This window comes from Gilliamella sp. X-60, assembly GCF_057063585.1.
The window spans coordinates 1-26,855 of the sequence record NZ_JBXSQJ010000013.1 but is presented as its reverse complement, the minus strand read 5'-3'; the positions used below and the strand labels follow the sequence as shown (position 1 = coordinate 26,855).

25 protein-coding genes, 1 pseudogene and 1 CRISPR repeat array are annotated in these 26,855 nt (G+C 35.5%); of the genes and pseudogenes, 21 read left to right on the top strand and 5 right to left on the bottom strand.

Annotated elements, in window-relative coordinates; translation table 11 throughout:
• Window positions 1-301: 301 nt before the first annotated feature.
• Window positions 302-3,007 (bottom strand): CRISPR-associated helicase Cas3', encoded by a 2,706-nt coding sequence (gene cas3 / locus ACYIAM_RS08035; protein WP_174796715.1) that lies wholly within the window; start codon window positions 3,005-3,007, stop codon window positions 302-304.
• Window positions 3,008-3,361: 354 nt separating this feature from the next.
• On the opposite strand from cas3, the gene ACYIAM_RS08030 reads away from it, so the two are divergent.
• The 5 genes and pseudogenes from ACYIAM_RS08030 to ACYIAM_RS08010 all read left to right on the top strand — a co-directional run bounded on the left by ACYIAM_RS08030 (window position 3,362) and on the right by ACYIAM_RS08010 (window position 10,104).
• Complete coding sequence (locus ACYIAM_RS08030) at window positions 3,362-5,305, top strand: extracellular solute-binding protein (protein WP_483747901.1); 1,944 nt, start codon at window positions 3,362-3,364, stop codon at window positions 5,303-5,305.
• Between the two features lies 1 nt (window position 5,306).
• On the top strand, window positions 5,307-6,395 hold the full coding sequence (locus ACYIAM_RS08025) for a microcin C ABC transporter permease YejB (RefSeq protein ID WP_483747900.1): 1,089 nt from the start codon (window positions 5,307-5,309) through the stop codon (window positions 6,393-6,395).
• Window positions 6,395-7,426: an ABC transporter permease gene (locus tag ACYIAM_RS08020; protein ID WP_174796712.1), complete on the top strand. Its 1,032-nt coding sequence runs from the start codon at window positions 6,395-6,397 to the stop codon at window positions 7,424-7,426. Before ACYIAM_RS08025 ends, ACYIAM_RS08020 begins: the two co-directional genes overlap by 1 nt.
• Window positions 7,423-9,006 (top strand): annotated as a pseudogene (gene yejF / locus ACYIAM_RS08015) (microcin C ABC transporter ATP-binding protein YejF); the annotation flags it as partial. The gene ACYIAM_RS08020 and the pseudogene yejF, both read left to right, overlap by 4 nt.
• Window positions 9,007-9,240: 234 nt before the next feature.
• A complete protein-coding gene (locus tag ACYIAM_RS08010) occupies window positions 9,241-10,104 on the top strand; it encodes a hypothetical protein (RefSeq protein ID WP_483747899.1) in 864 nt (287 codons plus the stop codon).
• Between the two features lie 69 nt (window positions 10,105-10,173).
• Here the strand turns inward: ACYIAM_RS08010 and frdD are convergent, their stop codons facing one another.
• Both frdD and ACYIAM_RS08000 read right to left on the bottom strand, forming a co-directional pair.
• A complete protein-coding gene (gene frdD, locus ACYIAM_RS08005) occupies window positions 10,174-10,530 on the bottom strand; it encodes a fumarate reductase subunit FrdD (RefSeq protein WP_483747898.1) in 357 nt (118 codons plus the stop codon).
• A 14-nt stretch (window positions 10,531-10,544) separates the two neighbouring features.
• Window positions 10,545-10,940: a succinate dehydrogenase/fumarate reductase transmembrane subunit gene (locus tag ACYIAM_RS08000; RefSeq protein ID WP_483747897.1), complete on the bottom strand. Its 396-nt coding sequence runs from the start codon at window positions 10,938-10,940 to the stop codon at window positions 10,545-10,547.
• Between the two features lie 598 nt (window positions 10,941-11,538).
• Here ACYIAM_RS08000 and ACYIAM_RS07995 point away from each other — a divergent pair.
• The 16 genes from ACYIAM_RS07995 (at window position 11,539) to yciH (ending at window position 25,755) form a co-directional block, all read left to right on the top strand.
• Window positions 11,539-11,679, top strand: coding sequence for a hypothetical protein (locus tag ACYIAM_RS07995; RefSeq protein WP_483747896.1), 141 nt, complete (start codon window positions 11,539-11,541; stop codon window positions 11,677-11,679).
• 61 nt (window positions 11,680-11,740) lie between these two features.
• The gene (gene casA, locus ACYIAM_RS07990) at window positions 11,741-13,258 is read left to right on the top strand and encodes a type I-E CRISPR-associated protein Cse1/CasA (RefSeq protein ID WP_483747895.1); all 1,518 of its coding nucleotides are present in this window, start codon (window positions 11,741-11,743) and stop codon (window positions 13,256-13,258) included.
• Window positions 13,259-13,284: 26 nt separating this feature from the next.
• On the top strand, window positions 13,285-13,902 hold the full coding sequence (casB, locus tag ACYIAM_RS07985) for a type I-E CRISPR-associated protein Cse2/CasB (protein WP_483747894.1): 618 nt from the start codon (window positions 13,285-13,287) through the stop codon (window positions 13,900-13,902).
• 5 nt (window positions 13,903-13,907) lie between these two features.
• Window positions 13,908-14,972, top strand: a complete 1,065-nt coding sequence (cas7e, locus tag ACYIAM_RS07980) for a type I-E CRISPR-associated protein Cas7/Cse4/CasC (protein ID WP_174796704.1) — start codon at window positions 13,908-13,910, stop codon at window positions 14,970-14,972.
• A gap of 12 nt (window positions 14,973-14,984) precedes the next feature.
• Window positions 14,985-15,728 (top strand): type I-E CRISPR-associated protein Cas5/CasD, encoded by a 744-nt coding sequence (gene cas5e / locus ACYIAM_RS07975; protein WP_174796703.1) that lies wholly within the window; start codon window positions 14,985-14,987, stop codon window positions 15,726-15,728.
• Entirely contained in the window at window positions 15,729-16,403 is a 675-nt protein-coding gene (cas6e, locus tag ACYIAM_RS07970; RefSeq protein WP_174796702.1) for a type I-E CRISPR-associated protein Cas6/Cse3/CasE, read from the top strand.
• 10 nt (window positions 16,404-16,413) lie between these two features.
• Window positions 16,414-17,331, top strand: coding sequence for a type I-E CRISPR-associated endonuclease Cas1e (gene cas1e / locus ACYIAM_RS07965; protein ID WP_085246887.1), 918 nt, complete (start codon window positions 16,414-16,416; stop codon window positions 17,329-17,331).
• 2 nt (window positions 17,332-17,333) lie between these two features.
• The gene (gene cas2e / locus ACYIAM_RS07960; protein WP_160430689.1) at window positions 17,334-17,627 is read left to right on the top strand and encodes a type I-E CRISPR-associated endoribonuclease Cas2e; all 294 of its coding nucleotides are present in this window, start codon (window positions 17,334-17,336) and stop codon (window positions 17,625-17,627) included.
• 84 nt (window positions 17,628-17,711) lie between these two features.
• Window positions 17,712-18,167: direct repeats of the CRISPR family, unit length 29 nt; unit sequence GTGTTCCCTGTATACACAGGGATAAACCG.
• Between the two features lie 158 nt (window positions 18,168-18,325).
• Window positions 18,326-18,625, top strand: a complete 300-nt coding sequence (locus ACYIAM_RS07955; protein WP_483747893.1) for a hypothetical protein — start codon at window positions 18,326-18,328, stop codon at window positions 18,623-18,625.
• Window positions 18,626-19,108: 483 nt separating this feature from the next.
• The gene (gene tmk, locus ACYIAM_RS07950; protein ID WP_483747892.1) at window positions 19,109-19,750 is read left to right on the top strand and encodes a dTMP kinase; all 642 of its coding nucleotides are present in this window, start codon (window positions 19,109-19,111) and stop codon (window positions 19,748-19,750) included.
• On the top strand, window positions 19,747-20,742 hold the full coding sequence (gene holB, locus ACYIAM_RS07945; protein ID WP_483747891.1) for a DNA polymerase III subunit delta': 996 nt from the start codon (window positions 19,747-19,749) through the stop codon (window positions 20,740-20,742). The genes tmk and holB overlap by 4 nt, the downstream gene beginning before the upstream one ends.
• 67 nt (window positions 20,743-20,809) lie before the next feature.
• Window positions 20,810-22,210, top strand: coding sequence for an MBOAT family O-acyltransferase (locus tag ACYIAM_RS07940; RefSeq protein WP_483747890.1), 1,401 nt, complete (start codon window positions 20,810-20,812; stop codon window positions 22,208-22,210).
• Between the two features lie 12 nt (window positions 22,211-22,222).
• Window positions 22,223-23,518, top strand: coding sequence for an SGNH/GDSL hydrolase family protein (locus ACYIAM_RS07935; protein ID WP_174796697.1), 1,296 nt, complete (start codon window positions 22,223-22,225; stop codon window positions 23,516-23,518).
• A complete protein-coding gene (locus ACYIAM_RS07930; protein WP_483747889.1) occupies window positions 23,511-24,686 on the top strand; it encodes a GDSL-type esterase/lipase family protein in 1,176 nt (391 codons plus the stop codon). The genes ACYIAM_RS07935 and ACYIAM_RS07930 overlap by 8 nt, the downstream gene beginning before the upstream one ends.
• Window positions 24,687-24,716: 30 nt before the next feature.
• A complete protein-coding gene (gene pyrF, locus ACYIAM_RS07925) occupies window positions 24,717-25,427 on the top strand; it encodes an orotidine-5'-phosphate decarboxylase (protein ID WP_483747888.1) in 711 nt (236 codons plus the stop codon).
• Between the two features lie 4 nt (window positions 25,428-25,431).
• Window positions 25,432-25,755, top strand: coding sequence for a stress response translation initiation inhibitor YciH (yciH, locus tag ACYIAM_RS07920; RefSeq protein ID WP_174796751.1), 324 nt, complete (start codon window positions 25,432-25,434; stop codon window positions 25,753-25,755).
• A gap of 58 nt (window positions 25,756-25,813) precedes the next feature.
• Here the strand turns inward: yciH and tmaR are convergent, their stop codons facing one another.
• Window positions 25,814-26,134 carry a PTS system regulator TmaR gene (gene tmaR, locus ACYIAM_RS07915; RefSeq protein WP_065639049.1) on the bottom strand — a complete coding sequence of 107 codons (321 nt, stop codon included), beginning with the start codon at window positions 26,132-26,134 and terminating at the stop codon, window positions 25,814-25,816.
• Between the two features lie 634 nt (window positions 26,135-26,768).
• A complete protein-coding gene (locus ACYIAM_RS07910) occupies window positions 26,769-26,849 on the bottom strand; it encodes an integrase core domain-containing protein (protein WP_141670356.1) in 81 nt (26 codons plus the stop codon).
• Between the last annotated feature and the right edge of the window lie 6 nt (window positions 26,850-26,855).

Genomic DNA, 26,855 nt, shown 5'->3' with positions numbered 1-26,855 from the left:
GCATCCAACTTTCTTTTCAATTGAATAATGATAATCAATTTTTTTGTTTCTTATCTATTTTTAAGATATTTATACTGAAACGTATAGTTACCTGAAACTTTTTTACAAAAATTAATTATCTTTAGTGTTCACGGAACAGCGGCATTTCGACGGAAATACCGTTTTCTAACTCAGTTTATTCCCACACATATAGGGAGCAGACTAATTATCGCTAATGGTTATATAATTAAAATAAAAAAGTAAAATTCCACCAAATTTTTAGTTTGATTTTTAATCATATTATTAGTAAATATATACGTAATTAACTTGCATAAAATCCTATCTCTTTTGAGTAAAAAATTGAGTCTTTACCTTGTTCAATTAAGATAATAATGGCTTGAGGTCTATGTATTTGCAGTCTAATCTTTTCTAAGCTTTGTTGATCAAGTTGTGGGATAGCCTTTTTTATTTTTTCCCATTTTGAAATGCTTAGCGGAACACGACTTTGCTCCCACGCATATTCACTATTGGTGCAATAAGGTATTATTTTATCTTCTAGCTTATAAGCTAAATACAGATCGACGTTATCTTCTGATAGTCGGGTAGATAGTTCGACACTCTTTTCCCATCCGTTGCAAGAGATTCGATTATACCCATCATTAAGCTTTAATAAACTTTGATTTGCGATCGAAGCTTGGCCAAGTGATTTCCCTTGTGCAGAATAAAAGGCTTCCTGTAATCCTGTTGGTGGTTCAATATCTTGTGCATAAACTGACTCAATTAACAATCGGGCATCTTCAGGCATTTTGATAACGCGTTGAGTCAGTAATATTTTTTGGGTAAACCATAAATAAGCATGGTTAGGGTAGACATAACTGGTATTGCGAAAGATTGGATTATCAAGCCAATCTTTTTGGGGATCGTCCTGCCAATGTGGCGCAAGTACAGTTAAAATGGGTTGTCCACGATCATCATAAGGCTGAGTTTTTTCATCAAAAGGTTTAACATTACCTTGTTGATCTCGTACATGGCGTCTTAAACGGCCGGCACGTTGTATCAATAAATCAATTGGGGCAATATCACTAATCATCTCGTCAAAATCAAGATCTAACGATTGTTCAATAACTTGAGTTGCAATAATCACCTTTGCGTGGCGAGTATTATGGTTAGATGTTTTACCTGCCCATTTTAGTGTTTTTTGTTCAATTTCAAGGCGATCACAAAAAGCAAAACGACTATGAAAAAGTAATATATTATTGCTATCTATCTCTAACTTTAATTGCAATTGTTGATACAAACTAATTGCATCGTCAATACTGTTTTTGATCCAGCAGATAATTTTACCTTGTGCTATCGTGTGGCGGATTTTGTTTATACCTGCATCAATATCATCTATCCATTCAATGTTTACTTGACGTTTGACTTCATCCCGAGTATCTATTGCTTGTTCTATTAAACCATTATGATTTAGTTGTGTTATGAGAGGGAAAGGTAAGTTATGGTTTAAATGTAGATCTCGAGGGTGATTTGTTAAGCCTGTATAAAATGCATTGAGTAACTTTTCACGTAAAAAATAGGGTAAGGTAGCGGTAAGAATAATGGCACTACCACCTTGTAAGGCGTGATAATGCAATAACGATTCTAATAATTTAACCATATAACTATCATAAGCATGAACTTCATCTAATATGAGTAACTTATGCCTTAGACCTAATAATCGTAATGATTGATGTTTAAATGGCATAACCGCCATTAATGCTTGATCCAAGGTACCGACACCAACTTCAGCCAATAATGCTTTTTTCCGAGTATCAACAAACCATTCCTGACACTCTGTGCTAATGGTCTGTTCACCTTTAGGATATAGTTGTTCGCTGTTATCCTCGCTGCTGATAATTGATTGATTAAAATGAGGGTTCATATAGCTAGTACCATGCGCTAATACTAGCGAAGGGCGACTATCGTCTTGATATAACTGACCATAAATTCCCGTTGTACGCTGATAAATGGCATTTGCGGTTGCTTGGGTTGGCAAGCCAATATAAATACCTTGAGCTTTTTTAGCTGTCATTAGTCTATGTGCTAAAACCATTGATGCTTCGGTTTTCCCTGCTCCTGTAACATCTTCCATAATAAATAATTCCGGACCAGAATCAGACAATTGGCATGATAATGCTTGCTGTTGCAGTGGTGTGGGCTTTTCAATAAATGGAAATAGATTTTTGATATCAATAAAAGGGGCGATGGGCGATATTTTGGGTAAAGTGGATATCGCTTTTTCTGCTTGAATAATAGCATGCTTATGCCAATATTCAGCAAGCGGTATTACTTGGGAACAAAAGGGAAAAAATGATTCGTTAGATCCTAACCAATCACTAATAACGGTTAAACCAGCAATTAACCAACTTATTTGATTAAGTTTTTTTTGCAATTCTTTATCAAAAAAGAAAGAGCAATAGTCTGCTAATTTATGTTCGCTAATAAAAAACTCATTAATTGCTTTTATATAATCTAATGCTGCTTGTTTATCTTGTTGATTAAATGACAAATTGCCATTTACTCCCAATTCTGGTGGCTTGCCATGATGCCCTGTCATGATGAGTAACCATATATCCAAAAAACGGTTTATCTTCCTATTATAGTTAGATAACTGAATTTCGGTTTTATCCATAAGAAAAGTATCCCATAACCAAAATCCAAGAGAATCATGTCTGGACATATATCTTTTTGCGGGATCAGCAGCAACGAGTTGAGGATTGTTGTGCTTAAACAACTGTTGGAACCCATTGGCGAATTTTCCTATATCATGCCAAGTCAAAAAATAGGCAAACCAGAGGGCTGCCTTTTCATTGTCTTGTGGAGTAAAGCCGATTTGCACAAATAGTTCAGCTGAATTGAAATAGTTGTGTTTAACTATTTGATATCCACAAGCGGCTACGTCTAAATTATGATATGGAAGTAAATGGTAGTTATTATTATCAGAGCCTTGACGACATTTTCCCCAGTATTGATAAAACGATTCGATCATTAAATTTTATCCTTTTATGACTTTTGGGAAAATATGCTTTATACAACGCATATTTATTTAAAAGAATATGAATTATTTATATTGAAAAACGTAAAGAGACCTATTGTTTACAATTAGTTTAATATAGGCATTTCTAATGTAAAAATAAAGCTATGTTTTTAGCTAATATTATCATTTTATATAAACTTTATTAATTAGGTTTTGCTCATTTAGTTGAAGTTTGGCAAAATAGACGCCCTGACAGGGCGATTATGATTGTCTTAAATGATTTGGATTTGTTAATAATAAATAAAAAGAAATATAAACATGCTATTGTTAAATAAAAGCAGGAACGGAATTAGGATGATTAGTCGAATGAAACAACCCATAAAAACATTATTCATCTTGAGTTGCCTAAGTGGCATAGTCATTTGTTGTGCACCTGCTTTTGCCGATGAAGAACAACAAATTTTACCCCAAAGAGAGATTGATGCTGATGCCAATAGTCCAGCTCAATTGACTGATGATAAACAAATTGATATCGTTGCTCCTAGTGAAAAACGTGAGAAAATTTATCACAAAACTATCTTTTCACTTTCAGGTCAACCCAAGTATCCGGATCATTTTCAGCATCTTGATTACGTTAATCCCAATGCTCCGAAAGGTGGCATAATCAAACTGGCTGAAGTTGGTTCTTTTGATAATTTGAATCGTTTTGCTAGCCGTGGCGCTCCTGAGCGAAACTCGGCATCGCTATATGACACCCTTTTTACTAATACTGCTGACGATATTACCAGTTTTTACCCACTTATAGCGACATCAATAACTTATTCCGATAGTTACCGCTGGGCAGAAGTTTCAATTAACCCTAATGCGCGTTTTCAAGATGATAAGCCAATTACAGCTAAAGATGTTGAATTTACCTTTGATAAATTTATGACCGAAGGGGTACCTCAGTATCGTGTTTATAATAAAGGGATTACGGTTAAGGCAATAGATGATTACCGTGTGCGTGTTGATATACCTGATTCTGATCGTGAAAAACTCCTTTCATTTGTTGGTAGTATGCGGGTTATTCCTAAACATTTTTGGCAAAATCATGACCTTTCTGAACCATTAAGCTCGCCACCGGTTGGTAGTGGTCCTTACTATATTAGTGAATATAAATTAGGACAGTATGTAGTTTATCGACGTAATACGAATTATTGGGCGCGCGATTTGCCCATTAATAAAGGCTTAGATAATTTTGACGAAAAACGTATTGATTACTATATGGATGATAACGTATCGCTAGAAGCCTTTAAAGCAGGTGAATATGATCTGCGCGCAGAAGATCAGCCTAAAAACTGGTTTACTCAATATCAAGGCAAATATTTTGATTCTAACCATATTATTAAACAAGAAAGACCCGTTCAAACGGCAACTGATACTAAGTGGTTAGCCTTTAATTTACAAAACGATCTGTTTAAAGATGTCAAAGTGCGTGAAGCCATTACCTTGGCATTTGATTTTGAATGGTTAAATCATGCCTTTTATTATGACAGTTACAAAAGACCTTATAGCTTTTTTGAAAATACGATATATGCAGCAACAGGTATGCCTAGTGAGCAAGAGCTAAAGTGGCTTAATGCTTACAAAGAGATTATTCCTGAGCGTGCTTTTGGCAATGCCTATTATGTACCAAAAAGTGATGGTCAGGGTTTTAATCGTGATAATTTATTAAAGGCGACAGAATTATTAAAACAAGCCGGATGGGCGCTCAAAGACGGCAAACTCATTAACACTAAAACACAGCAACCATTTGAATTTGAACTAATCAGTTATCTTGGTAGTGATATTAAATATGCCATTCCCTTTCAACAAAATTTGGCACGTTTGGGGATCACCATGAAAATTACCTTGCTAGATTCGGCACAACAATTACGCCGCGTTCGTGAACGTGATTATGATATGGTGGCACGTGATTATTATGCCGTAAATTACCCAAGTTCAAATTTGCTGGTACTGTGGGGAAGTGAGTATCTTAACTCATCATGGAATGCTTCAGGATTACATAACAAGGCTATTGATGGCATAATTGCTGAAATTACCAAAAATGTGGATAATCAAGAAGAGCTAGTGCCACTTGGGCGAGCACTTGATCGTATTTTAACGCAAGAATATCCAATGATTCCAATGTGGTATAACAGTAAAACGTATTATGCATACTGGAACAAATTTGGGCAACCAGCTATACAACCGACTTACGCAATCGGGGTTGATAGCTGGTGGTATGATGCAGACAAAGCAGCTAGCCTGCCTAAAAATCGGGAACATTAATATGCTAAATTACTTTATTCGTCGATTGTTACTGATTATTCCAACATTATTTGTAATTTTAACAATCAACTTTTTTATTGTGCAAGTTGCACCAGGTGGACCGGTCGATCAGGCGCTTGCTATGATTGAAAATGGACCGCAAGCAGGGCAAGGGCTATTGCCGGGGAGCAGTGGTTCATCTACATCAGTACAGCAGTATAAAAATGAGTCAAACTATCGTGGAGCGCGCGGGCTTGATCCACAAGTTATCGCGATGATTGAAAAACAATACGGCTTTGATAAACCAATATTTGAACGTTATATCGAAACGCTAAACAAATACATATTATTTGATTTTGGTAACAGTTTTTTTAAAAGTGAATCGGTATTAGGCTTGATTGCCAAAAGTTTACCTGTTTCAATTTCATTGGGATTATGGAGTACGTTAATTGTTTATCTGATTTCAATTCCGTTAGGTATTCGCAAAGCAGTAAAAGATGGTTCGGCATTTGATTTTTGGTCAAGTACCCTAATTATTATTGGTTATGCCATACCGCCTTTTTTATTAGCAGTGTTGTTAATTGTATTGTTTGCCGGTGGTAGTTATTGGGATATTTTTCCACTTCGTGGACTTATTTCGAATCATTTTGAACAACTCGATTTTTGGGGAAAAGTGAAAGACTATGCATGGCACATCTGTTTGCCTACTATTGCAATGGTTATTGGTGGTTTTGCTTCACTTACTATGTTGACCAAGAACTCATTTTTAGATGAAATTCGCAAACAGTATGTCATAACCGCACGTGCAAAAGGATTAAGTGAAAGAAAGATCGTGTATAAACACGTTTTTCGTAATGCCACGTTACTGATTGTATCGGGTTTTCCCGCTGCTTTTGTCGGTATTTTATTTACCGGTTCATTACTAATTGAAATCATCTTTTCGCTTAATGGGCTTGGTTTATTAGGCTATGAAGCAATTATTCAACGTGATTACCCTGTAATTTTTGGGTCGCTTTATATTTTTACGTTAGTTGGACTCATCACAAAACTACTGTCTGATTTATCTTACATGATGATAGACCCACGCATTGACTTTGAGGCTCGAAACTGATGACCACTCATTATTCTTTTAATCAACAACGCTGGCAACGATTTAAACATAATCGCCGTGGCTATTATTCACTTTGGTTATTTTCGATCTTTTTTGTGATGAGTCTATTTGCTGATTTTATTGTTAACGATAGACCCATTTTTATTAAATATCAGGATAATTACTATTCACCAATTTTTCATTTTTATCCAGAAACGGAGTTTGGTGGGCAATTAGAAACACAAACTAATTATCTTGATCCTGCTGTGCAAAATCAAATAGAAGCGAATGGCTGGATTTTATGGCCTCCGTTTCGCTATAGTTATAGTACACTAATCTATGATACGCAAAATACTTTCCCAACGCCTCCTTCAGCATCGCATTGGTTAGGTACAACTGATGCGGGTTTCGATGTACTGGCCAATATCTTATATGGTTTTCGTATTTCAATGTTTTTTGCTATTTTTTTGACATTGTTTACTTCATTTATTGGTATCATCATCGGGGCAATCCAAGGTTATTATGGCGGAACAGTAGACCTGTTAGGACAGCGATTTATTGAAATCTGGTGTGGTTTGCCGGGTTTATTTGTAATTATTTTATTAGCCAGCATTTTACCACTTGATTTTTGGTGGTTGCTGGGCATTACTGTTTTATTTGGTTGGATGGGGTTAGCTGGAATTGTACGTACCGAATTTTTGCGTACTCGCAATTTTGATTATATCCGTGCGGCCAGAGCAATGGGGGTGAGCGACAGTAAAATTATGTTTCGCCACATATTACCTAATGCAATGGTGGCAACATTAACCTTTTTACCTTTTATTCTATGTGGATCAATTACCACCTTAACGTCGCTAGATTTTTTGGGCTTTGGTTTGCCGATTGATTCACCATCTTTAGGTCGCCTGTTGCTACAAGGGAAAAACAATTTGCAAGCCCCTTGGCTTGGTCTTAGTTCGTTTTTAATTATTGCAACTTTGCTTTCATTACTTATTTTTATTGGTGAGGCAGTAAGAGATGCATTCGATCCAAACAAAGGAGCGTATCGATGAGTTCTCCTTTATTATCCGTTCAGGATTTAAGTATCGCTTTTAAATGTGGTACACAAACGATATCACAAGTCGTGAGTAATATCAGCTTTGATATTGATGAGCAAGAAACATTGGCACTCGTTGGTGAGTCAGGTTCAGGTAAAAGTGTTACCGCTTTGTCTATCCTGCGTTTGCTACATAAAGAGCAAGTAGTTTATCCAACTGGCGATATTTTATTTGAAGAAAACTCTTTATTATCAGCGCCAGATAAAGAACTTCGTCAGGTACGTGGCAATCAAATTAGTATGATTTTCCAAGAACCAATGGTGTCATTGAACCCTCTACATACGGTTGAAAAACAGCTTTATGAAGTACTAGCATTACATCGAGGCATGCATCGACATGATGCGCGTTGCGAGATTTTGCAATATCTTGATCGTGTGGGGATTAAAGATCCAAAAAGTAAATTATCGGCTTATCCTCATCAGTTATCAGGCGGAGAAAGGCAGCGAGTTATGATTGCTATGGCAATTTTAACCCATCCAAAATTATTGATAGCAGACGAACCCACCACTGCTTTAGATGTGTCAGTACAGGCACAAATTATTCAGTTATTAAAAGAGTTAAAAAAAGAACTGAATATGAGCATGCTATTTATTTCGCATAATCTTAGCATTGTTAAAAAAATCGCTGATAAAGTAGCGGTGATGCAACAAGGCAAAATTGTTGAATACAATAATAAGCAGCGTATCTTTTTACGTCCAGAACATGAATATACGCAAACACTATTAAATTCTCAGCCACATGGTGAGCCGGTGCCATTGCCTGATACACCTGGAATACTGCTTAATGTTAACCACCTTAATGTTGAAGTTATTGCCAAAAAACGTTTATTTTGCAGTCAAAAGAAGAAGATCGTCAACAATACTGGCTTTGCCGTGCATCAAGGCGAAACAGTTGGGATTGTTGGTGAGTCAGGGTCGGGCAAAAGCACTACTGCTTTAGCTATTTTACGGTTGATAAAATCGCAAGGTAACATTGTATTTGACAGCCATCCGATACAAAATCTAACCAGCAAAAAGCTGTTACCATTTCGAAGCCGTATCCAAGTGGTGTTTCAAGATCCATTTTCATCTCTTAATCCGCGTTTTAATGTTGAACAGATTATTAGTGAAGGCTTAATCACTCACAAAAAACTGAGCCAATCAGAGCGTGAGCAAGCGGTAGTTGACATTATGCAAGAAGTTGGTCTTGATCCTGATATGCGTTATCGCTATCCAACCGAGTTTTCAGGGGGGCAACGCCAGCGAATAGCCATTGCCCGTGCCTTAATTTTGAAGCCAGAATTATTGATTTTAGATGAACCAACTTCGTCATTAGATCATACTATTCAAAAACAAATTATTGATTTACTTAAGTCATTACAAGAAAAGTATCAGCTTAGTTATTTGTTTATTAGCCATGATTTAGCTTTGGTTTATTCTCTGTGTCATCAAGTGGTTGTTATGAAAGAGGGGAACATTATTGAGCAAGGCTCACGGGAAAAGATCTTTTATTCCCCCGAAACTGAGTATACCAAAACATTACTCTCATTTTTAGATAAACCACCTCGTAAAATAAATAAAACATTGATACACGCAGATAAAGTTGAAAAAACAGAAAAATTTGCTCATAAAGATGATACTCAGCCAGCGCAACAGCAAGACAAAAAGGTCAATTGGGAAGAAGCACTGTTAATGCGCAAAAAATAAATGTATAAAGCAATAGATAACAATGGTCTATATTATAGACCATTGTTAATAAATCATATATCAATCTAGTTAACAGGTTTCATTATGCAAAAACGAATACTTCCTTTTTTATTAACACCCTGTTTATCCCTCATTTCAATAAATGCGATGGCGATAACCTGTAGTGATAATCCAAACCAAAATATCGTTGAGGCAAATAACTATATTTTTCAAATCCTCGATTATATTGATTCACCTGTAAAAGGTATAAAGCAAGAGATTCGGACTTCAACCACCAAATTGGGTACTGATGCGAATAGTTCGCTAGCTAAGCACACGTTAGAATATGATCCTAATGGGCTTATCACACAAAGCCATTATGATCTTTATTCGGATAAAAACTTTCGAATTTATTCCGAACACTTACAAAAAAATAAATCTGGTTGGGAAAATATTATTGAGGATGTAGAAGATAAAACCAATAGCATCATCCAATTTAATACTGATGAACAAGGTAAAATTGTCGTATCACAGCAGACTAAAAAAGCTATCGATTTTGTTTTTTTCGAAACCGATAATTACGTATACGATAGTAATCACTGTCTTATCAATAAAAATGTACAATGGCAGCTTAAAGAAATTGATGAAAATGGTAAATATACCGGAGCAGAGCAAAAAGGGGCTTCAGTCTATACGTTTGGATATCAAGAGCAACAGCTTGCTAAAGTGTCGTACCAATTTAGCAACAATATGACAAACGAAAGTGATTTTTCGTATCAATATGATAACGATCATCATCGATTAACTACCATTGAATCTTCTTACTTATCATCAGGAAAAGAAGTTTCACATTATTTAACTAAATTTTTAACGTTTAATGAAAAAAATGATTGGCTTACGGCAAGTAAAGTTAAAAATAATCAAGAGAATAAACAAACGAATATTATCCGCGAACTCACATATTATTAGTTTTTGAAAATATAAAAAGCGTTATTTTGTTTATGACGCTTTTTATATTCCTATAATCAAAAATGCCAGCTATACCCGAATAAACAATATATAAATAGCATGTATTGTCCATGCTAACGCTAAGCCAAAAGTCAGTAATTTTTCGCGTTTTGGATAGATTTTACGCTCGTGCAAAAGCGTTAAAATTTGTTGTAATCCACACCAGATAGGTAATGAAATCATCAAAAATAAAAACAATTTACCCATTTCAGTATTGGCTATTTTTAGAATATGAGAACGTGTTGCTGCGTCACCAAAAGGAATGATAAATGTGATAATCGCCAGTACAATGGGTGAAAAAACAGCCGCCCATGTGCCACCTAAAGCAAATAACCCCTTTGTGATTTTTCCATGAGACCTTTTAGCTTGCATTTGTTGGTTTTTCATTGATTAAAGACCACTTATTTTAATATAAATAATAATAAACATGCCGAAACAAAAACTGTTACCAGCCATAACCCTACAATGAATAAATAATATTTTGTTTTTTTATCAGTATGGTATGAAAATATCGTTTTAGGCACTGAGTTGAACCAACTTATTGAATGGAAAACGCTAACCAATAACGCAATACAATTAAGCGCCACAACAAATGGACTACGCAAAAAGAAGATAAAACGGTAAAACTCATCTTGCCCAACGGCATTTGTGTACATACAAACGACACCATACATTAACACTAAGCTTATCCAAATCATTGAAAAAGGGACTAATTTACGCATTATAGCAATTATAAAAGGGGGCTTTACATCAGTTTGAACTGCATCAAGGTAATTATTGTTATTTTGTTGATTCATAAATCTCTCTAGGTTGCATTATATTGGTAATGATTTGTTAGGGTTAATATTTATTTCGTTATTATAATGGCTAATCAACGGTATGTCGTTCATTTATGGGCTGCTATGATATAGGCATTGGTTAATATAATGCTTCGCATAATGTGCCTCGAAGAGCTTTAACTATCAAGTTTTAAATACAGTCTATTTAGCGAAATTATTTTTATATCTTGAAAAAGAGTAAATGCAGATCTCATTTTTGACAATAAATAGTAGTCAAAAATAAAAATTTTTGTTTAAGTAGTATTCTTAGATGGAAAACCCCACTAGATGTGGGGAACTACACTACATTTTGTCGACAGACGGTTTAACCCTATAAAATAAGGAACGATCATATTAAACAGTACCAGTTTAACATATCGCTAAATTTTTATATTGTCTACAGACTTTTTTATTGATGCTGATTTTTTTTTATGCTAATTTAAAGATGGTTAAAATTAGTAATTCTTGATATACATATATATTGTTTATATTTTTAATGGCTAATTTAAATTAGTATTTATAATAATTAACTTTGGATTTTATAAAGTATTTTATTCATTTACAAATACAAAGAGCAATGCAAAAAAGTAGCCAATTTTGTAAGAAAGTTTGGGCTGTTGAAATCAAACAGAAAATAGATGATCAAGAAACGCGATCTTATTGTTTAAGTATTGAGATCAATAAACAAGCCCTCGAACACTTAAATAATTTAAGTTAATGCCGATAAGCGGAACAACTAACTTTCCGCTTACATTAAAATTCTAAATAAGGAGTATAGTTTGTCTTCTTTCTCGCTGTTAGATGAAAAATGGATTCCGGTTATCCATTTTGATGGTCATGTTAGTAAGATTAAACCTAGTCAAATCGCTGATGAAACTATTTCTGATTTAGCCTATTTTAGAGCTGATTTTCAAGGTGCTGCCTATCAGTTTCTTATCGGTTTGTTGCAAACCACCTTTTCTCCAGAAGATAATGAGGAGTGGTTTGACTACTGGGATGATGGTATTTCGCAATCTGATTTAGATAAAGCATTTGATCAAGTTAAATCGGCTATGCAATTTGGTGCAAATAAACCCGCCTTTATGCAAGATTTCACGAAATTAGACGGCAATGCTTTACCAATATCAGGTTTATTAGTTGAAGCACCGGGTGAAAACGCATTAAAGAAGAACACCGACCACTTTATCAAACGTGATTTTGTCAAGGAAATTTGCCCACACTGTGCAGCAATAGCACTATTTACTTTACAAACTAATGCACCATCTGGTGGACAAGGACATCGAGTTAGTTTGCGTGGTGGTGGGCCGATAACGACGTTGATTATGCCAGAACTAAATAAACCAACACCATTATGGAAGAAATTATGGTTAAACGTAATACCATTAGATGATGATAAACCACGCCAATTTGATGAATCTGTCTTTCCATGGCTCAATACGACTAAAACCAGTGAACCACCGAAGAATTTGAGTCTATTTCCTGAACAAGCCAGTTATTGCCAAGCTTTTTGGGGAATGCCACGACGAATAGAACTTGATTTTGAACAGACTAAGCAAGGGAAATGTGATCTGTGTGGTGCAACTTCGTCACAATTAATTACGCAATATCACACTAAAAATTATGGTGTTCAATATCAACATTGGCGACATCCTTTAACGCCATATCGAATTGATAGTAAATCAGGCGCACCATTAGCGATTAAAGGTCAACCCGGTGGTTTAATTTATCGCGATTGGCTAGGTATGCTAACAAAACATGATAATGTTGAAGCGGCAAAAGTGGTCTTTATCCATGAAGCGCGTAGGCTAAAAGATAACGAACACTATCGCTTATGGTGCTTTGGTTATGATTTTGACAATATGAAAGCACGTTGCTGGTATGAACACACTTTTCCTGTATATCCCGCTTTAGCTGATCCTGACAGCGACCTAGAAGAGCTTATTGCACTGGCATTAGAATTAAGTAAAGAGACCTTGCCAATACTGCGTAAAGCTATGACAGCGATAAATAAACAATCTAGTTTGTTAGACATCGCTTATTGGAAAGAGACCGAACCAGCATTTTACCAATTTGTAAAACAACTAATAGACCAAAAAGATAATCCCGAAGGTCGATTCCATTTGTTAGCAAATTGGGCAAATACTTTACTACATTATATTACTCAAACCTATGATAAAGCGGCGTTTGCTAATCCTGATGAACAGTTGGTTACATCCCAAAAAATCAGTGCTAGAGAAAAGTTACTCATTGATTTTAATAAACTAAAGCATATAAAAAAGATAAAAAACACCAAATAGCCTTGTTTTTGGATAGGGAGAACAGTATGTCAAACAATCTTATTAAAAAGACAATTATATTAAATGAAAGTCACAAAAAATGTATTAATGAATGGTTTTCAATGCTGCAACAAAGATCATATCCTTTTTATGGCGGGACTTATAATGGGCGAAAATTACGAGCTGAACTACGTCGAGCGACATTACCTTTTGGGGTTATGTTACATGAAGGGTATTTTTGTTTAGCCAACGTACTATTTAACGATACTCACAGATTAACCCCAACCCCTGTTCATCAGCAGGCATTAGCAATATTTGTTGCGGTTGCTGCTTTTGCAAGCGCTAATAATGAGAAAGCCCCTTTTGCTGCACAATTAAGCGAAAAGGCAAAAGGCGGACAGCGTAATATTATGTCTCCTTTACGTTTTGAGCAATTGCAAACCAGTGAAACACCTGAAGAGTTTTGTCGACGATTAATTCGTGCTGCCAAATTACGTGGTGAACAGGGAGTCAACCTTTTTTCACTTGCTGATGGAATTTTTTTGTGGGTGCGAGAGTGGCATAATCGACTACAAAATTTATCTCCAACTATCAATCCGTTTGAACGCCTTTCTGTTCGTTGGGCGATGGATTACTATTCGACTAATAAATTACCTAAGGAATAACGACAATGACAACATTTATTCAATTACACTTATTGACTGCTTATGCGCCATCTAATTTGAACCGTGATGAACTTGGTCGACCAAAAACTGCAAAAATGGGCAATAGTGACCGATTACGTATCTCATCGCAAAGTTTAAAAAGAGCATGGCGAACTTCGGATTACTTTTATCAATCATTAAGTGACAATCTAGGCGTGCGTTCGCGTCGATTTGCGCGAGATTGGGTTTATAAAAATATGCTTGATCAAGGCATTTCGGAAAAAATTGCGAAAGCGAGCGCCATTAAAATTGCTGCACAATTTGGCAAAGTAAAAAATGAAAAATCCCCCAAAGATCCATTGGATAATTTGGAGATTGAACAATTGGTGCATATTAATAGCAATGAAAAACAAGCCATTGATCAATTAGTAGACGTGTTAATTAATGAAAATCGTGAGCCGACCGATGCCGAGGTGAAATTACTCCGTAAAGAAAATAGCTGCATTGATATTGCTTTGTTTGGACGAATGTTAGCTGATAGTCCTGCATTTAATGTTGAAGCTGCTTGCCAAGTATCTCATGCTTTAGGGGTTAGTACCGTTACTATTGAATATGACTTTTTTACTGCAGTGGATGATTTAAATAATAATGAGGAAGATGCCGGCTCAGCACATTTAAATGAGCGTGGTTTTGCTTCAGCCCTGTTTTATACTTACATCTGTATTAGTCGTGAGTTATTGTTAGAAAACCTAAATGGCGATGAGGCATTGGTTGAAAAAACATTAAAAGCCTTAACCGAAGCTGCGGCTAAAGTAGCACCAACCGGTATGCAAAATAGTTTTGCATCACGGGCTTATACCTCTTACTTATTGATTGAAAAAGGGGTTCAACAACCACGCTCGTTAGCTGTTGCTTATTTTAATCCAATTCGTAGCGACGATATGGTTAATGATGCGATTGCGCGTTTAGAACAACAGCTTGATAAATTTGATAAGGTATATGGTCAATGTGCCGATAGTCGCTACGTACTCAATACTGAAACAGGAAAAGGAACCTTAACCGCTGCATTAGATTTTGTTGCCCAAAAATAAGGAGCCGTCGAGATGATAAAACATCTTATCTTCCAGATTTATGCACCATTGACATCGTGGGGAGAGCATGCTATTGGCGAGGTTCGCCATAGTAATGATATTCCTTCTCGCTCGGCTTTATTAGGGCTAGTGGCGGCGGCATTAGGTATTCGGCGTGAAGATAATAAAGTCGATACGTTTAATCAACACTATAATTTTGCGATACGCCCATTTAAAGCAAACAGCAGTTGGTTTAGAGATTTTCAAACCGTCCAAGCCCCCAGAGCAAATAAAAAGCAGTTATTATATACCCGTTTTGATGAAATTCGTCGCAATCCTAATGAGTTAGAAACCCTACTTTCACAGCGTGAATATTATAACGACATTTATTATCAAATTGTGATGACAGAAACCAAAGGTGCTCCCTATAATGTGCAGCAAATACAACAAGCATTATTAACGCCAGTTTTTCCATTATATGTAGGTAGAAAAAACTCGCCATTGGCACTGCCTTTATCCCCTGTTCTCTATGAAGGAACGCTTTGTGATGCATTTATTTTTGCTGATAAACATTATCAACAATATCATCAACGCGATCCTGTCATTAGCGATTTGTTAAACAGTGTTGCTGATGAATATTATTGGGAACATAAAGATCAAGATGCCGATTTTGAAATAATAAAAATTCAGCGCCGGCAAGATCAACCAATAAACCGTAATCATTGGTATTTTGAACCACGCCTGCAATATTCAGGATATTTAAAAAGGAGCGAATAGATGTATTTTTCTCGAGTTACCCTAAAACTAGATCGCCTCCCTTATGTCATGCAGCAAAAGATGCAGTATGCTGGTCAATATGCGATTCATCAATGGTTATGGCAACTTTTTCCTCATCAAGAAAAACGGACATTTTTGTTTCGAGAAGAAGCAACAAGACAAAGTAGATACTACTATCTGCTATCTGAAGTTGCACCGATAAAAGATCATCAATTATTTATTGTTGAAACAAAACCCTATGCACCACAATTAACCATCGGTATGAATTTAATGTTTTCACTGCGCGCTAATCCTATTATTTTTAAAAATGGTAAACGCAGTGATGTGATGATGAATGCCAAATTTTTGGCAAAACAGCAAGGACTATCCTCGGCAATAGAGATAAACGGTTTACAGAATCAAGCCGCATTAAATTGGTTAGTTAATCAAGGTGAAAAAAGAGGATTTTCACTTATGCAAAATACAGGGAAGCAACCTAAATGTAATATTATTGGTTATTATCAACATCGATTTAAAAAGAAAGTAGATGCTAAACCTATTACTTTTAGTAGTGTTGATTTTCAAGGCGTTTTAACGGTTACTCATCCTGAACTGTTTTTAGATACGCTCTATCAAGGAATTGGTAAAAGTAAAGGGTTTGGTTGTGGATTATTCTTGATTAAACGGCATCAATAGGGAACATAACATGGTATATGTTCCGCTTAATCCCATCCCTCTCAAAAATAGAACATCAATGATATTTTTACAATATGGACAAATTGATGTGTTAGATGGTGCATTTGTATTAATTGATAAAACAGGCGTTAGAACCCATATTCCCGTTGGTTCTATTGCTTGTATTATGCTCGAACCTGGCACAAGGATCTCTCATGCTGCTGTCAAATTAGCGGCAACGGTAGGAACATTGCTTGTTTGGGTTGGTGAAGCCGGTGTTCGAATGTATTCATCTGGACAGCCCGGCGGAGCGAGATCGGATAAACTACTTTATCAAGCAAAATTAGCGTTAGATGATGATTTACGTTTAAAAGTCGTCAAAAGGATGTTTGAACTACGTTTTGGCGAGCCAGCACCAACTAGACGTTCGGTTGATCAGCTCCGAGGTATAGAAGGAGCACGTGTACGCGAAACCTATTCATTATTAGCTAAACGCTATCATGTGAAATGGCATGGTCGAAAGTATGATCCTAAAGATTGGGAAAAAGGCGATAAAGTCAATCAGTGCATTAGTGCCGCAACATCTTGCTTATATGGTATCACTGAAGCTGCGGTTTTGGCTGCCGGCTATGCGCCAGCGATTGGTTTTGTGCATAGCGGAAAGCCACTCTCTTTTGTTTATGACATAGCAGATATTATTAAATTTGATACGGTTGTACCCAAAGCATTTGAAATAGCCGCTAAAAAAATCCCTGATCCTGATCGCGAAGTACGTATTGCATGCCGTGAAATTTTTAGAAGTCAAAAAACATTAGCTAAATTAATCCCATTGATTGAAGATGTCTTATCAGCCGGAGGAATTGAACCGCCATTACCACCTGATGATGTTCAGCCTCCAGCTATCCCTGAACCTAAATCGCTTGCCGATAGTGGCTTTAGGAGTCACTAATTATGAGTATGTGTGTGGTTGTGACCGAAAATGTACCGCCCAGACTAAGGGGGCGTTTAGCTATTTGGTTGCTAGAAGTTAGAGCAGGAGTTTACATTGGTGATATCTCCAGACCAATTAGAGAAATGGTATGGCAACAGATAATGGAATTAGCAGAAGAAGGCAATGTAGTACTTGCTTGGGCAACGAATACCGAATCCGGATTTGACTTCCAAACTTATGGTACAAATAGAAGAGTTCCGGTAGATCTAGATGGACTACGGTTGGTCTCTTTTTTACCTGTTAAAAATCAATAGGTTAAAGTTCTTTAAAAATTTAAAAAATTTGGTGGAATTTATCAGTCGATATAATTATAAATAAAACAAATAGCTATGTTTAGAGTGTTCCCTGTATACACAGGGATAAACCGCTCATACGGTATGAGCGGTCAACTCATAATTGGTGTTCCCTGTATACACAGGGATAAACCGGGCACTTCATTAACATGTTCTACATATAATTTGTGTTCCCTGTATACACAGGGATAAACCGTTTGTATATTCCACAATCCTGATCCTAACAGGGTGTTCCCTGTATACACAGGGATAAACCGGAATATGAATCCCGTTCAAATACAACTGCAAAGTGTTCCCTGTATACACAGGGATAAACCGTCATCATCTTTTTCAGCAAACGACACTTCACAGTGTTCCCTGTATACACAGGGATAAACCGCGAGGGCAGTTTTATGCCAAGTTTAATGTTGGGTGTTCCCTGTATACACAGGGATAAACCGGTGGAGAATACAGCGGAGGAACAACCGACAACGTGTTCCCTGTATACACAGGGATAAACTGGAATTTTTTAAATCATTATCAAGTAATGATCGTAATACTGTTGAACAATATTTTGAAACTATCATATTCGGTAGAAACTAATTTTCTATATAACATGTATACGAGAAATTAACTATTTATTTATCAATAGTTACTTTTTTTAATATAGGGAGCTTTTTATGAAAACTACTATCGTTAAATTTGCTGTTACTTTTAAAACAAAGTCGAAGTGGAGCAAAGAAGCAAAAAAGAACAACTTAACACTAGCGAATTGGATTATTAACAAATTAAACTCAGATATTGAATTCGATTGCAATCAGGATGTATTGTTACATAACGATATTCCCGCATCTCAACGATATTTTATATCAGTCACTGTTCCAACGGAATACAAAGGATATTGGGTTTTTTCATCTAGATCAAAGGGGAAAAAACTGAGAGTTTGGATAGTTAATAAATTGAATCATGGTATAGATTAAAGTTTGTTGGTTTTATTTTCTTCTTTTTTCTTTATGATGTGTTCCTTGTATACACAAGGATAAACTAACTTCTATATAATTAATTAGGCTATTAAATATATATTTTATTTATCTACCCATCTATCTATCATATTTTTTACTGGCATATATAAGTCTGTTACACATAAAAAATCAATCAATCAATCAATGGTTTTATTAGGTGATTTTATTAGTTACTTCATTAAACATCTAAAATTTGGTAATAACTGTATTAATTATTTATTTAATAAAATCTTTATTATGAAAATAATAAAATAATAAAATAATAGTCTAACGGCATGTTTTTTGTTGTGACTTGTGCTTTGGCATTTATTGGTAATTTTTATTTATTTTGTAAAACTGAAAGTATGTATTAATAATAGCAGGCTAAAATAATGGACAAAAATAGCGTACAATAGCGCGGTATTTAACACTGGCGTATCATAAATAGATTAGGAATTTAGTATGACAGGCAAATTTATTGTCATCGAAGGGCTTGAAGGGGCGGGTAAAACAACGGCTATTAATACTGTTGCTCGCATTTTGAATCAACACGATATTGGTGATTTGCAATTTACACGTGAGCCAGGTGGAACGCCGATAGCTGAAGTATTACGTAATATTATTAAAAATGGTTTAGATAATGAGCCTTTGACAGATAAAGCCGAATTGTTAATGTTATATGCTGCACGCATTCAGTTGATTGATAATGTGATTAAACCTGCACTTAAAGCAGGTAAATGGGTGATTGGCGATCGCCATGACTTATCCACGCAAGCTTATCAAGGTGGTGGGCGACGGTTAGATAAAGTCTTTATGACGACATTAAAGGAGCAAGTATTAGGTCATTTTAAACCTGATCTTACCTTATATTTGGATATCGAACCTGAAATTGGTTTAATGCGAGCAAGATCTCGAGGTGAGCTTGATCGCATTGAGCAACAATCATTGCCATTTTTTAAACGAATTCGTCAACGCTATTTAGAACTTGCCAAGCAAGATAAAACAATTATTACTGTTGATGCCGGAAAACCAATCGACAATGTGACTAAGCAAATTGAACAAATTTTAACAACATGGTTAACAAAACAGGGTAATATTGCATGATCTTAAATGACTATCCTTGGCTTTCCTTACCTTATCAGCAATTAGCTACTGGCATTATGCATAAACGGGCTCATCATGCCTTATTAATACATTATGTTCAAGGCAGTGGTGAAGATGAGTTTGTTTCAACGCTTGTAAACCGTTTATTATGTCAATCTTCACTGCAATTGGAACCGTGCTTAAAATGCCATAGTTGTCAACTGTTTTTGTCTCACCACCATCCCGATTATTATGTGATAACCAATGAACAAGGTAAACAGTCAATAGGTATTGATCAAATACGTAATATATCGAGCAAGGTTTACGAAAAATCCCAGCAAGGTGGCAATAAAGTCATTTGGATAAAACGGGCAGCTTTAATGACCGAAGCTGCCGCCAATGCATTACTAAAAACGTTAGAAGAACCGCCCGAAAACACCTATTTTATTTTAAGTGATGAGCATAACAGCCAATTGTTACCAACGATCCATAGTCGTTGCTTTTCTTATTTTTTACCTGTTCCTAAATTACAGCAGTCGATTGAATGGCTAAAAAGCAAACAAAATCAGCAATGCAGCGATAATGAGCTTGCTTCGGCGTTATTATTGAGCGAAAATGCGCCACTAAAAGCGGCTGCACTATTAGCACCAGAAAAGTGGCAACAACGAAAAGCATTTTGTGATCATCTATTAGAACTGGTACCACAAAATAATTATTGGCAGCTAGCTAAAACTTTTGATAATGAAGACTTTATTGAACGAATTGTTTGGTTTTGTGCCTTGTTAAGCGATGCGCTGAAAGCGAAGCAAAAAGTTGGGCGTTTTATTGTGAATCGTGATCAAGTCCCATTAATTCGGCTACTTGCGACTAAAAGTAATGAAAAGATTTCTGCCCTTTATCATCTATGGTTGCAAGCAAGAAATCAGTTGTTAACGATTACTGGATTGAATAAGGAACTTATTATTTATAATGTACTTGCTCAATCCGAATTAATTAGCGAAGTAAAAAGCTAAGTCTTTTTATAAAGGGTTTTGTAAAGAAGTTTCAGGAAACCATACGTTTAAGTAAAAAAGGATCGTAGTGAGTTATTTATCTATTGAATTTGGTTTACTCTTTATCGCTTTCTTTGCCTTGTATTGGGGATGTTACCGATCGCCTAAAATACAAAATATCCTACTTTTAGTATCAAGTTATCTCATTGTTGGTAGTTATAGCTGGCAATTTGCACTTATCCTTTTTATCTATACTTGTGCGATCTATTTATTTTCAGTGATGATTGCAGCATCGAATCGGCATGCAAAGCGATGGCTATTTTTGGGGTTATGTGTATCAATCGTTAATCTTGCATTATTTAAATATTTTGATTTCTTTCGTTATGAGTTGCAAGATCTGCTTAACTTCTTCAATTTGCCTATTTTATTACCAGTTATAACCGTATTAATACCTATCGGTATCTCCTTTTATACTTTCCATTCGGTAAGTTACTTAGTTTCGGTAAAAAAGAAAGAGCTACCCGTTGCTAAATTTTGGGATTTTGCCTTATTTTTGTCTTTTTTCCCAAGTGTAATTGCCGGCCCAATTAACCGTGCTAAAGACTTTTTGCCGCAAATTAACATAACTCAGCCCCGTGAAATTTTAGAACCAATTCGTGCCTTTACGTTGCTTATCTTGGCTGTGATTAAGGTTTATTGTCTAGGCGGACTTATTAGTGAACACTGGGTTAATCCAATATTTGCCAATCCGTTAGAATTTAGTGTGATTGATTTGTTAGTGGGGCTTTATGCTTATGCAATGCAAATTTATTTAAATTTTTCGGGGTATACTGATTTAGTTACAGGTATTGCGTTATTGTTAGGATTTCGCTTGCCAATTAACTTTAATTTTCCTTACTTGGCATTGAATTTAAGAGATTTTTGGGCTCGCTGGCATATTAGCTTATCACGTTGGATTCGCGACTATATTTATATTCCTCTCGGTGGAAATCGTCGTGGGTTTATACGAACTCAGATTAATGTCATGTTAGCTATGTTGCTATCAGGATTATGGCATGGTGCTGGTATTAATTTTATTATCTGGGGGGGCTGTCATGGTATTGGTATAGTGGCACTTAATATCGGCGATCGTTATTTTGGACAAGGCTGGGTAACAGCACGCTCGCCACTGGTTGCACGATTATTAACATGGCATTATATTTGTTTTACATGGCTATTTTTTAATTGTGAAAGTTTGTCTGATGCAGTTGATTATTTGACTGCATTAATGCATAACTTTCTGATAGAACCGCACTATGCGGGGGCATTTTTGGTTATTTGTTTCATCTACTTTGCCTATCCAATGTGTAAAAATTTTCCTGAGTGGTTTATTATACAGCTAACAAAAATACCGCATTGTTATTTACCAATGGTCTTTATTTTAATTTTGTGGTTAGTTATTTATATTGCACCATCAGGTATGCCAAACTTTATTTATGCTAATTTTTAATAACGCTTAATTATGATGATATATAAAAAATCGTGTTCAAAAAATAATAGAAAATCCAAATCGAATTTGAAGCGACAACGTCATAAATCGCTAAATAAAAATACGCTTAAAAAAGATCATAAAAAAACTAACAAAGTAAGTACTTCTCCTATTCTTGCAAGTAAACCTTTATCTGCTCGTTATATATTGGTGATATTGTTTGTTACCGCCATTGCATTAATAGCGATTTATTACAAATCAATATTGATTTATGGCGAGCAAGTGTATCATACCGATTTGTTTAATAGTGACACGTTAGCGATTCAAGAAACTTCAATACAAGAGCTTGAAGACAGCAAAAGTGACGAGCAAAAATATGCATCAACACACACATCAATCCCATTTACTAGGCCGTTTGATGCTGTGTTGCCTGTCACCGAAAATAAAACATCTAAATTAGCCGTCACTGAGCTTGAAGATATAAAACAAAATAAAAATACTGCCGAAGTAAAAAGCGATCAAAAAGTCGATACTGAAAATAGCTTGATGGGCCCTGATTTAAAAAATTATTCTGATTTCGTCGATCATAATAAACCCAAAGCCGAGCTAGCATTACAAGATGAACCTAAAAAAATACAAGGGGATATTGAACTACCCCATGAGCCGTTACCGATTGTATTAACAAGTAATGATAAAGTGTTCTTTGCTGGTGATTCTTTAATGCAAGGAGTTGCACCATATGTTAAAAAAATGCTTTTTAAGCAATATAAAATAGAAAGCCTTGACTTAAGCAAACAGAGCACAGGACTTGCTTATCCAAGCGCTTTTGATTGGCCAAAAACAATTAATGATAATCTAATTGCCGATCCTTCAATCAAATTGCTTGTTGTTTTTCTTGGCGCTAATGATCCTTGGGATTTTCCAGTTAAAGGCTATGTCAAATATGCTAAATTTAAATCCGAATTATGGGAAGAACATTATCGTTTACGTATTGAGTCTATTTTAAATAGCGCCATTGAACATGATGTTCAAGTACTTTGGCTTGCAGCACCTTGTATGCGAAAACCAAAATTAAACAATGGGATGGTTTACCTAAATAATTTGTATGAGTCGGAGTTAGAAAAAGTTCAACAACATTTTTTAACAACAAATGAATTACTGGGTTGTACATACGAAAAATTTAGTAATTTTATAGAAACCGATAAAGCAAAAATTAAAGTAAGGGTTGATGATGGGGTCCATTTTACGTCAATAGGCCAAAAAATTTTGGCAAAGGCTATTATGGAAAAAATAATTTATAAAGAATTAGAGGATACCCATAATGATTAGATTTTTAAAATATATTACAGCCGTAATTGCGATAGCGATTACGGTTGGGTGCAGTGTGGCGGAAAGTAAAACGACCACAGTATCTACTATTATTGATTTTGGTGATCCTAACGCTAAAAAATTCGCTACGCGTTTAAAATCGCTAGCCGATAACAAAAAAACAAATCAAGTCGTCAATATTACACAATTTGGTGATTCGCATTCGGCAGCCGATTTCTTTACTGGTGAATTTAGAACATTAATGCAACAAAAATATGGTAACGCCGGTATTGGTTGGATAACGCCTGTCGCTATAAAAGGACAAAGTCATGCGGTTGTTACATGGAAATCTAGAAATTGGGATGTGCTAAGTAGCCGAACGTTAAGTAACCTAGACTTTCCTATGGGCGGCTTTATTGCAAAACCCAGTAAAGATTCGGCTACTATTCAAATTGTTCCAAGAGGATCGAATAATAAAGATTGGCAAATTAAATTAACTTTCAAGACACTTAAAAACAACTCAAGATCGCTAGCGCTTTATGATACAAATGATAAAAAAATTAATTTAAGCTATACGCCAACCCCAAATGTTTGGCAAACTGCATCGGTTGTGACTAAAATGCCTTTAGTTATAAAAGGTCAAAAAGATGTGGAGCTGGGTGGAATTTGGTTAACGCGCAATCAACAATCTGGCGTTATTGTTTCATCTATTGCTACTAATGGTGCTAAACAAACGATTTGGCAAAAGTGGGGGAAGGATTGGTTTAAAGAACTTGCTGTATCACAAAGTGATTTAGTAATTTTAGAATATGGGACAAATGAAAGTTTTGATGAAACATTAGACGCCAATCAATACCGAAAAAATTTAGTGAGTAATATCAGGTTGATTCGTAAAAATTTACCTAATGCGGCCATTTTAATAATGACGCCACCTGATACTATGGCAAATGAAAAAAATATGCCAAAGTCTTTTGCAAAAATAATGAATATTCAAAAACAAGTTGCCAAATCCGAAAAAACATTATTTTGGGATTGGCAAGTTGCGATGGGGGGTAAGTTTTCCATTAAACAGTGGCGACAACGAGGATTGGCTCGTCCTGATTTAGTGCACCAAACTTTAAAAGGCTACAAAGAAAGTGCTCGCATTTTTTATGCTGATTTAAATGAATTTATTAGAAAAAATAGCTAACAAATTTTGATTAAAAGGAATAAATGAGTTATGTCATCATCATCACCAATTATTGTTGCAGTTGATTTTGCGGATGTTAAATCAGCATGGAATTTTATTGATAAAGTTGATCCAAAAGATTGCCGTCTTAAAATCGGTAAAGAGCTTTTTACGCATGCAGGGCCTGATTTTATTAAACAGATTATGCAAAAAGGTTTTGATGTTTTTTTAGATCTTAAATTTCATGATATTCCAAATACTGTCGCAAAAGCAGTTGCCGCAGCAGCTGACCTTGGTGTTTGGATGACAAATGTTCATGCTAGCGGTGGTTCGCGAATGATGACAGCAGCTAAAGATGCGCTTTATTCGTACGGTAAAGATGCGCCAATTTTGATCGCTGTGACAGTATTAACCAGTATGGAATCAACCGATCTTCAAGACATTGGTATCAATGTATCGCCTTTAGAACAAGCGACAAGATTGGCAATACTTGCTAAAAACTGTGGGCTTGACGGTGTGGTATGTTCAGCTAAAGAAGTACAAAGTTTTAGAACACGTTTAGGCGGTGATTTTAAATTGGTCACACCAGGTATAAGACCAGCAGGTACCAATCCGGATGACCAACGTCGTATTATGACGCCTCAGCGAGCTCAGGCAGCCGGTTCTGATTATTTAGTGATTGGACGCCCGATTACGCAATCACAAGATCCGGCTAACGCGTTACAAACAATTTTAGCAACACTTGAACCAAGTAAGAGTTAATTAAATTATGTCTGGTAATCCACTTGTTTATTCAACCGATAAAGGACGAATTAAACCTACTGAACCGGTCATCTCGCGTCCTAAAGGGGATGGTATTATTCGAATTCAACGGCAAACATCAGGTCGTAAGGGCAAAGGCGTATGTGTTATTACGGGATTCGATATTGATGATGCCCAATTATCACAATTAGCCGCAGAATTAAAAAAACGCTGTGGATGTGGTGGTTCGCTTAAAGATGGCAATATTGAAATTCAAGGTGATAAACGCGATTTATTAAAGTCATTGCTAGAAGGTAAAGGATTTAAAGTAAAACTAGCTGGCGGATGATTTAGTTATAAAAATAGCGCCCATAATAAAATGGACGCTATTTATAAAATAATCAATGTTAATTAGATCGATAACTACGCATTTTTTTGCTAATTTCGCGGCGCTCTTTAGATATTTCCGCGTTTTTGATAATATAATCATCAACACGATCATCATAATCACTTTTCATATTCGCAATAATCGCTTGAAGCTCTTCGTAAGTCATATCTGGTTTAATATATTCACTTAAGTTTTCAAGTAAGAGTACGCGTTTTTGGTTATCACGAATTTTTTTCTCATTATCCGATATTTCACGCTTTAATTTATTTAAACGACGTGATAGACGAATATATTCTAATACATCTTGAAATGATGATGCGCTTGCTTTTTCCTTGTCCATCTATAACCCCTTATCTCAAAAATGGAAAATAAACTTTCACCAATTATATACTAATAATTTTTGTAGGTCATATTAATTATATTTTAAACATAGATGATATGTAGGAATTGCTCGCATTGTTGTAATTTGAGAAACTACGATAATGGATAAACATAAAAAAACAAAACAACGCTTTCTCACAGATAAGCGATATGTCGCTTACGTCATAAAGAAAAATCACCGTGCCTAATTTGGCAAAACGCTTTATGGTCATTCATCTGACTATTTATAATATGCCAAAGAAAGGTCAATTGAAGCTGTTCATTTCCTTATCTAGTAAGAAAGAACGTTATAAAACTGTCAATTATGGTATTACATGTCTGCAAATAAATTAAGACAGTAAGTTAAATATTCTCTTTTTAGATTTTTGTAAAAAATATTCAGGATTCTATACCGTTTCGCGATTAATTGAGGTTGCACAGTATTTATTAAATCGAGTAATAACCAGTGTATCAATCAAATATTCATGAAACCGTTTGCCCTTAAATCAATGGAAAAGCTGAAAGAGATAGGTAATTGAGTGAAGATGTGATGTTCACTTTTCAGGTTATATTTTGTAAATACCCCAAACCTAGTACACAACTCACGTAGAAAATCATGCTGCTTGTTTTAGTGTTTTATACTCAATCGGTGTCATGTTATTTAACGCCTCATGCGGTCTTTCGGTATTATAAATCGTTAA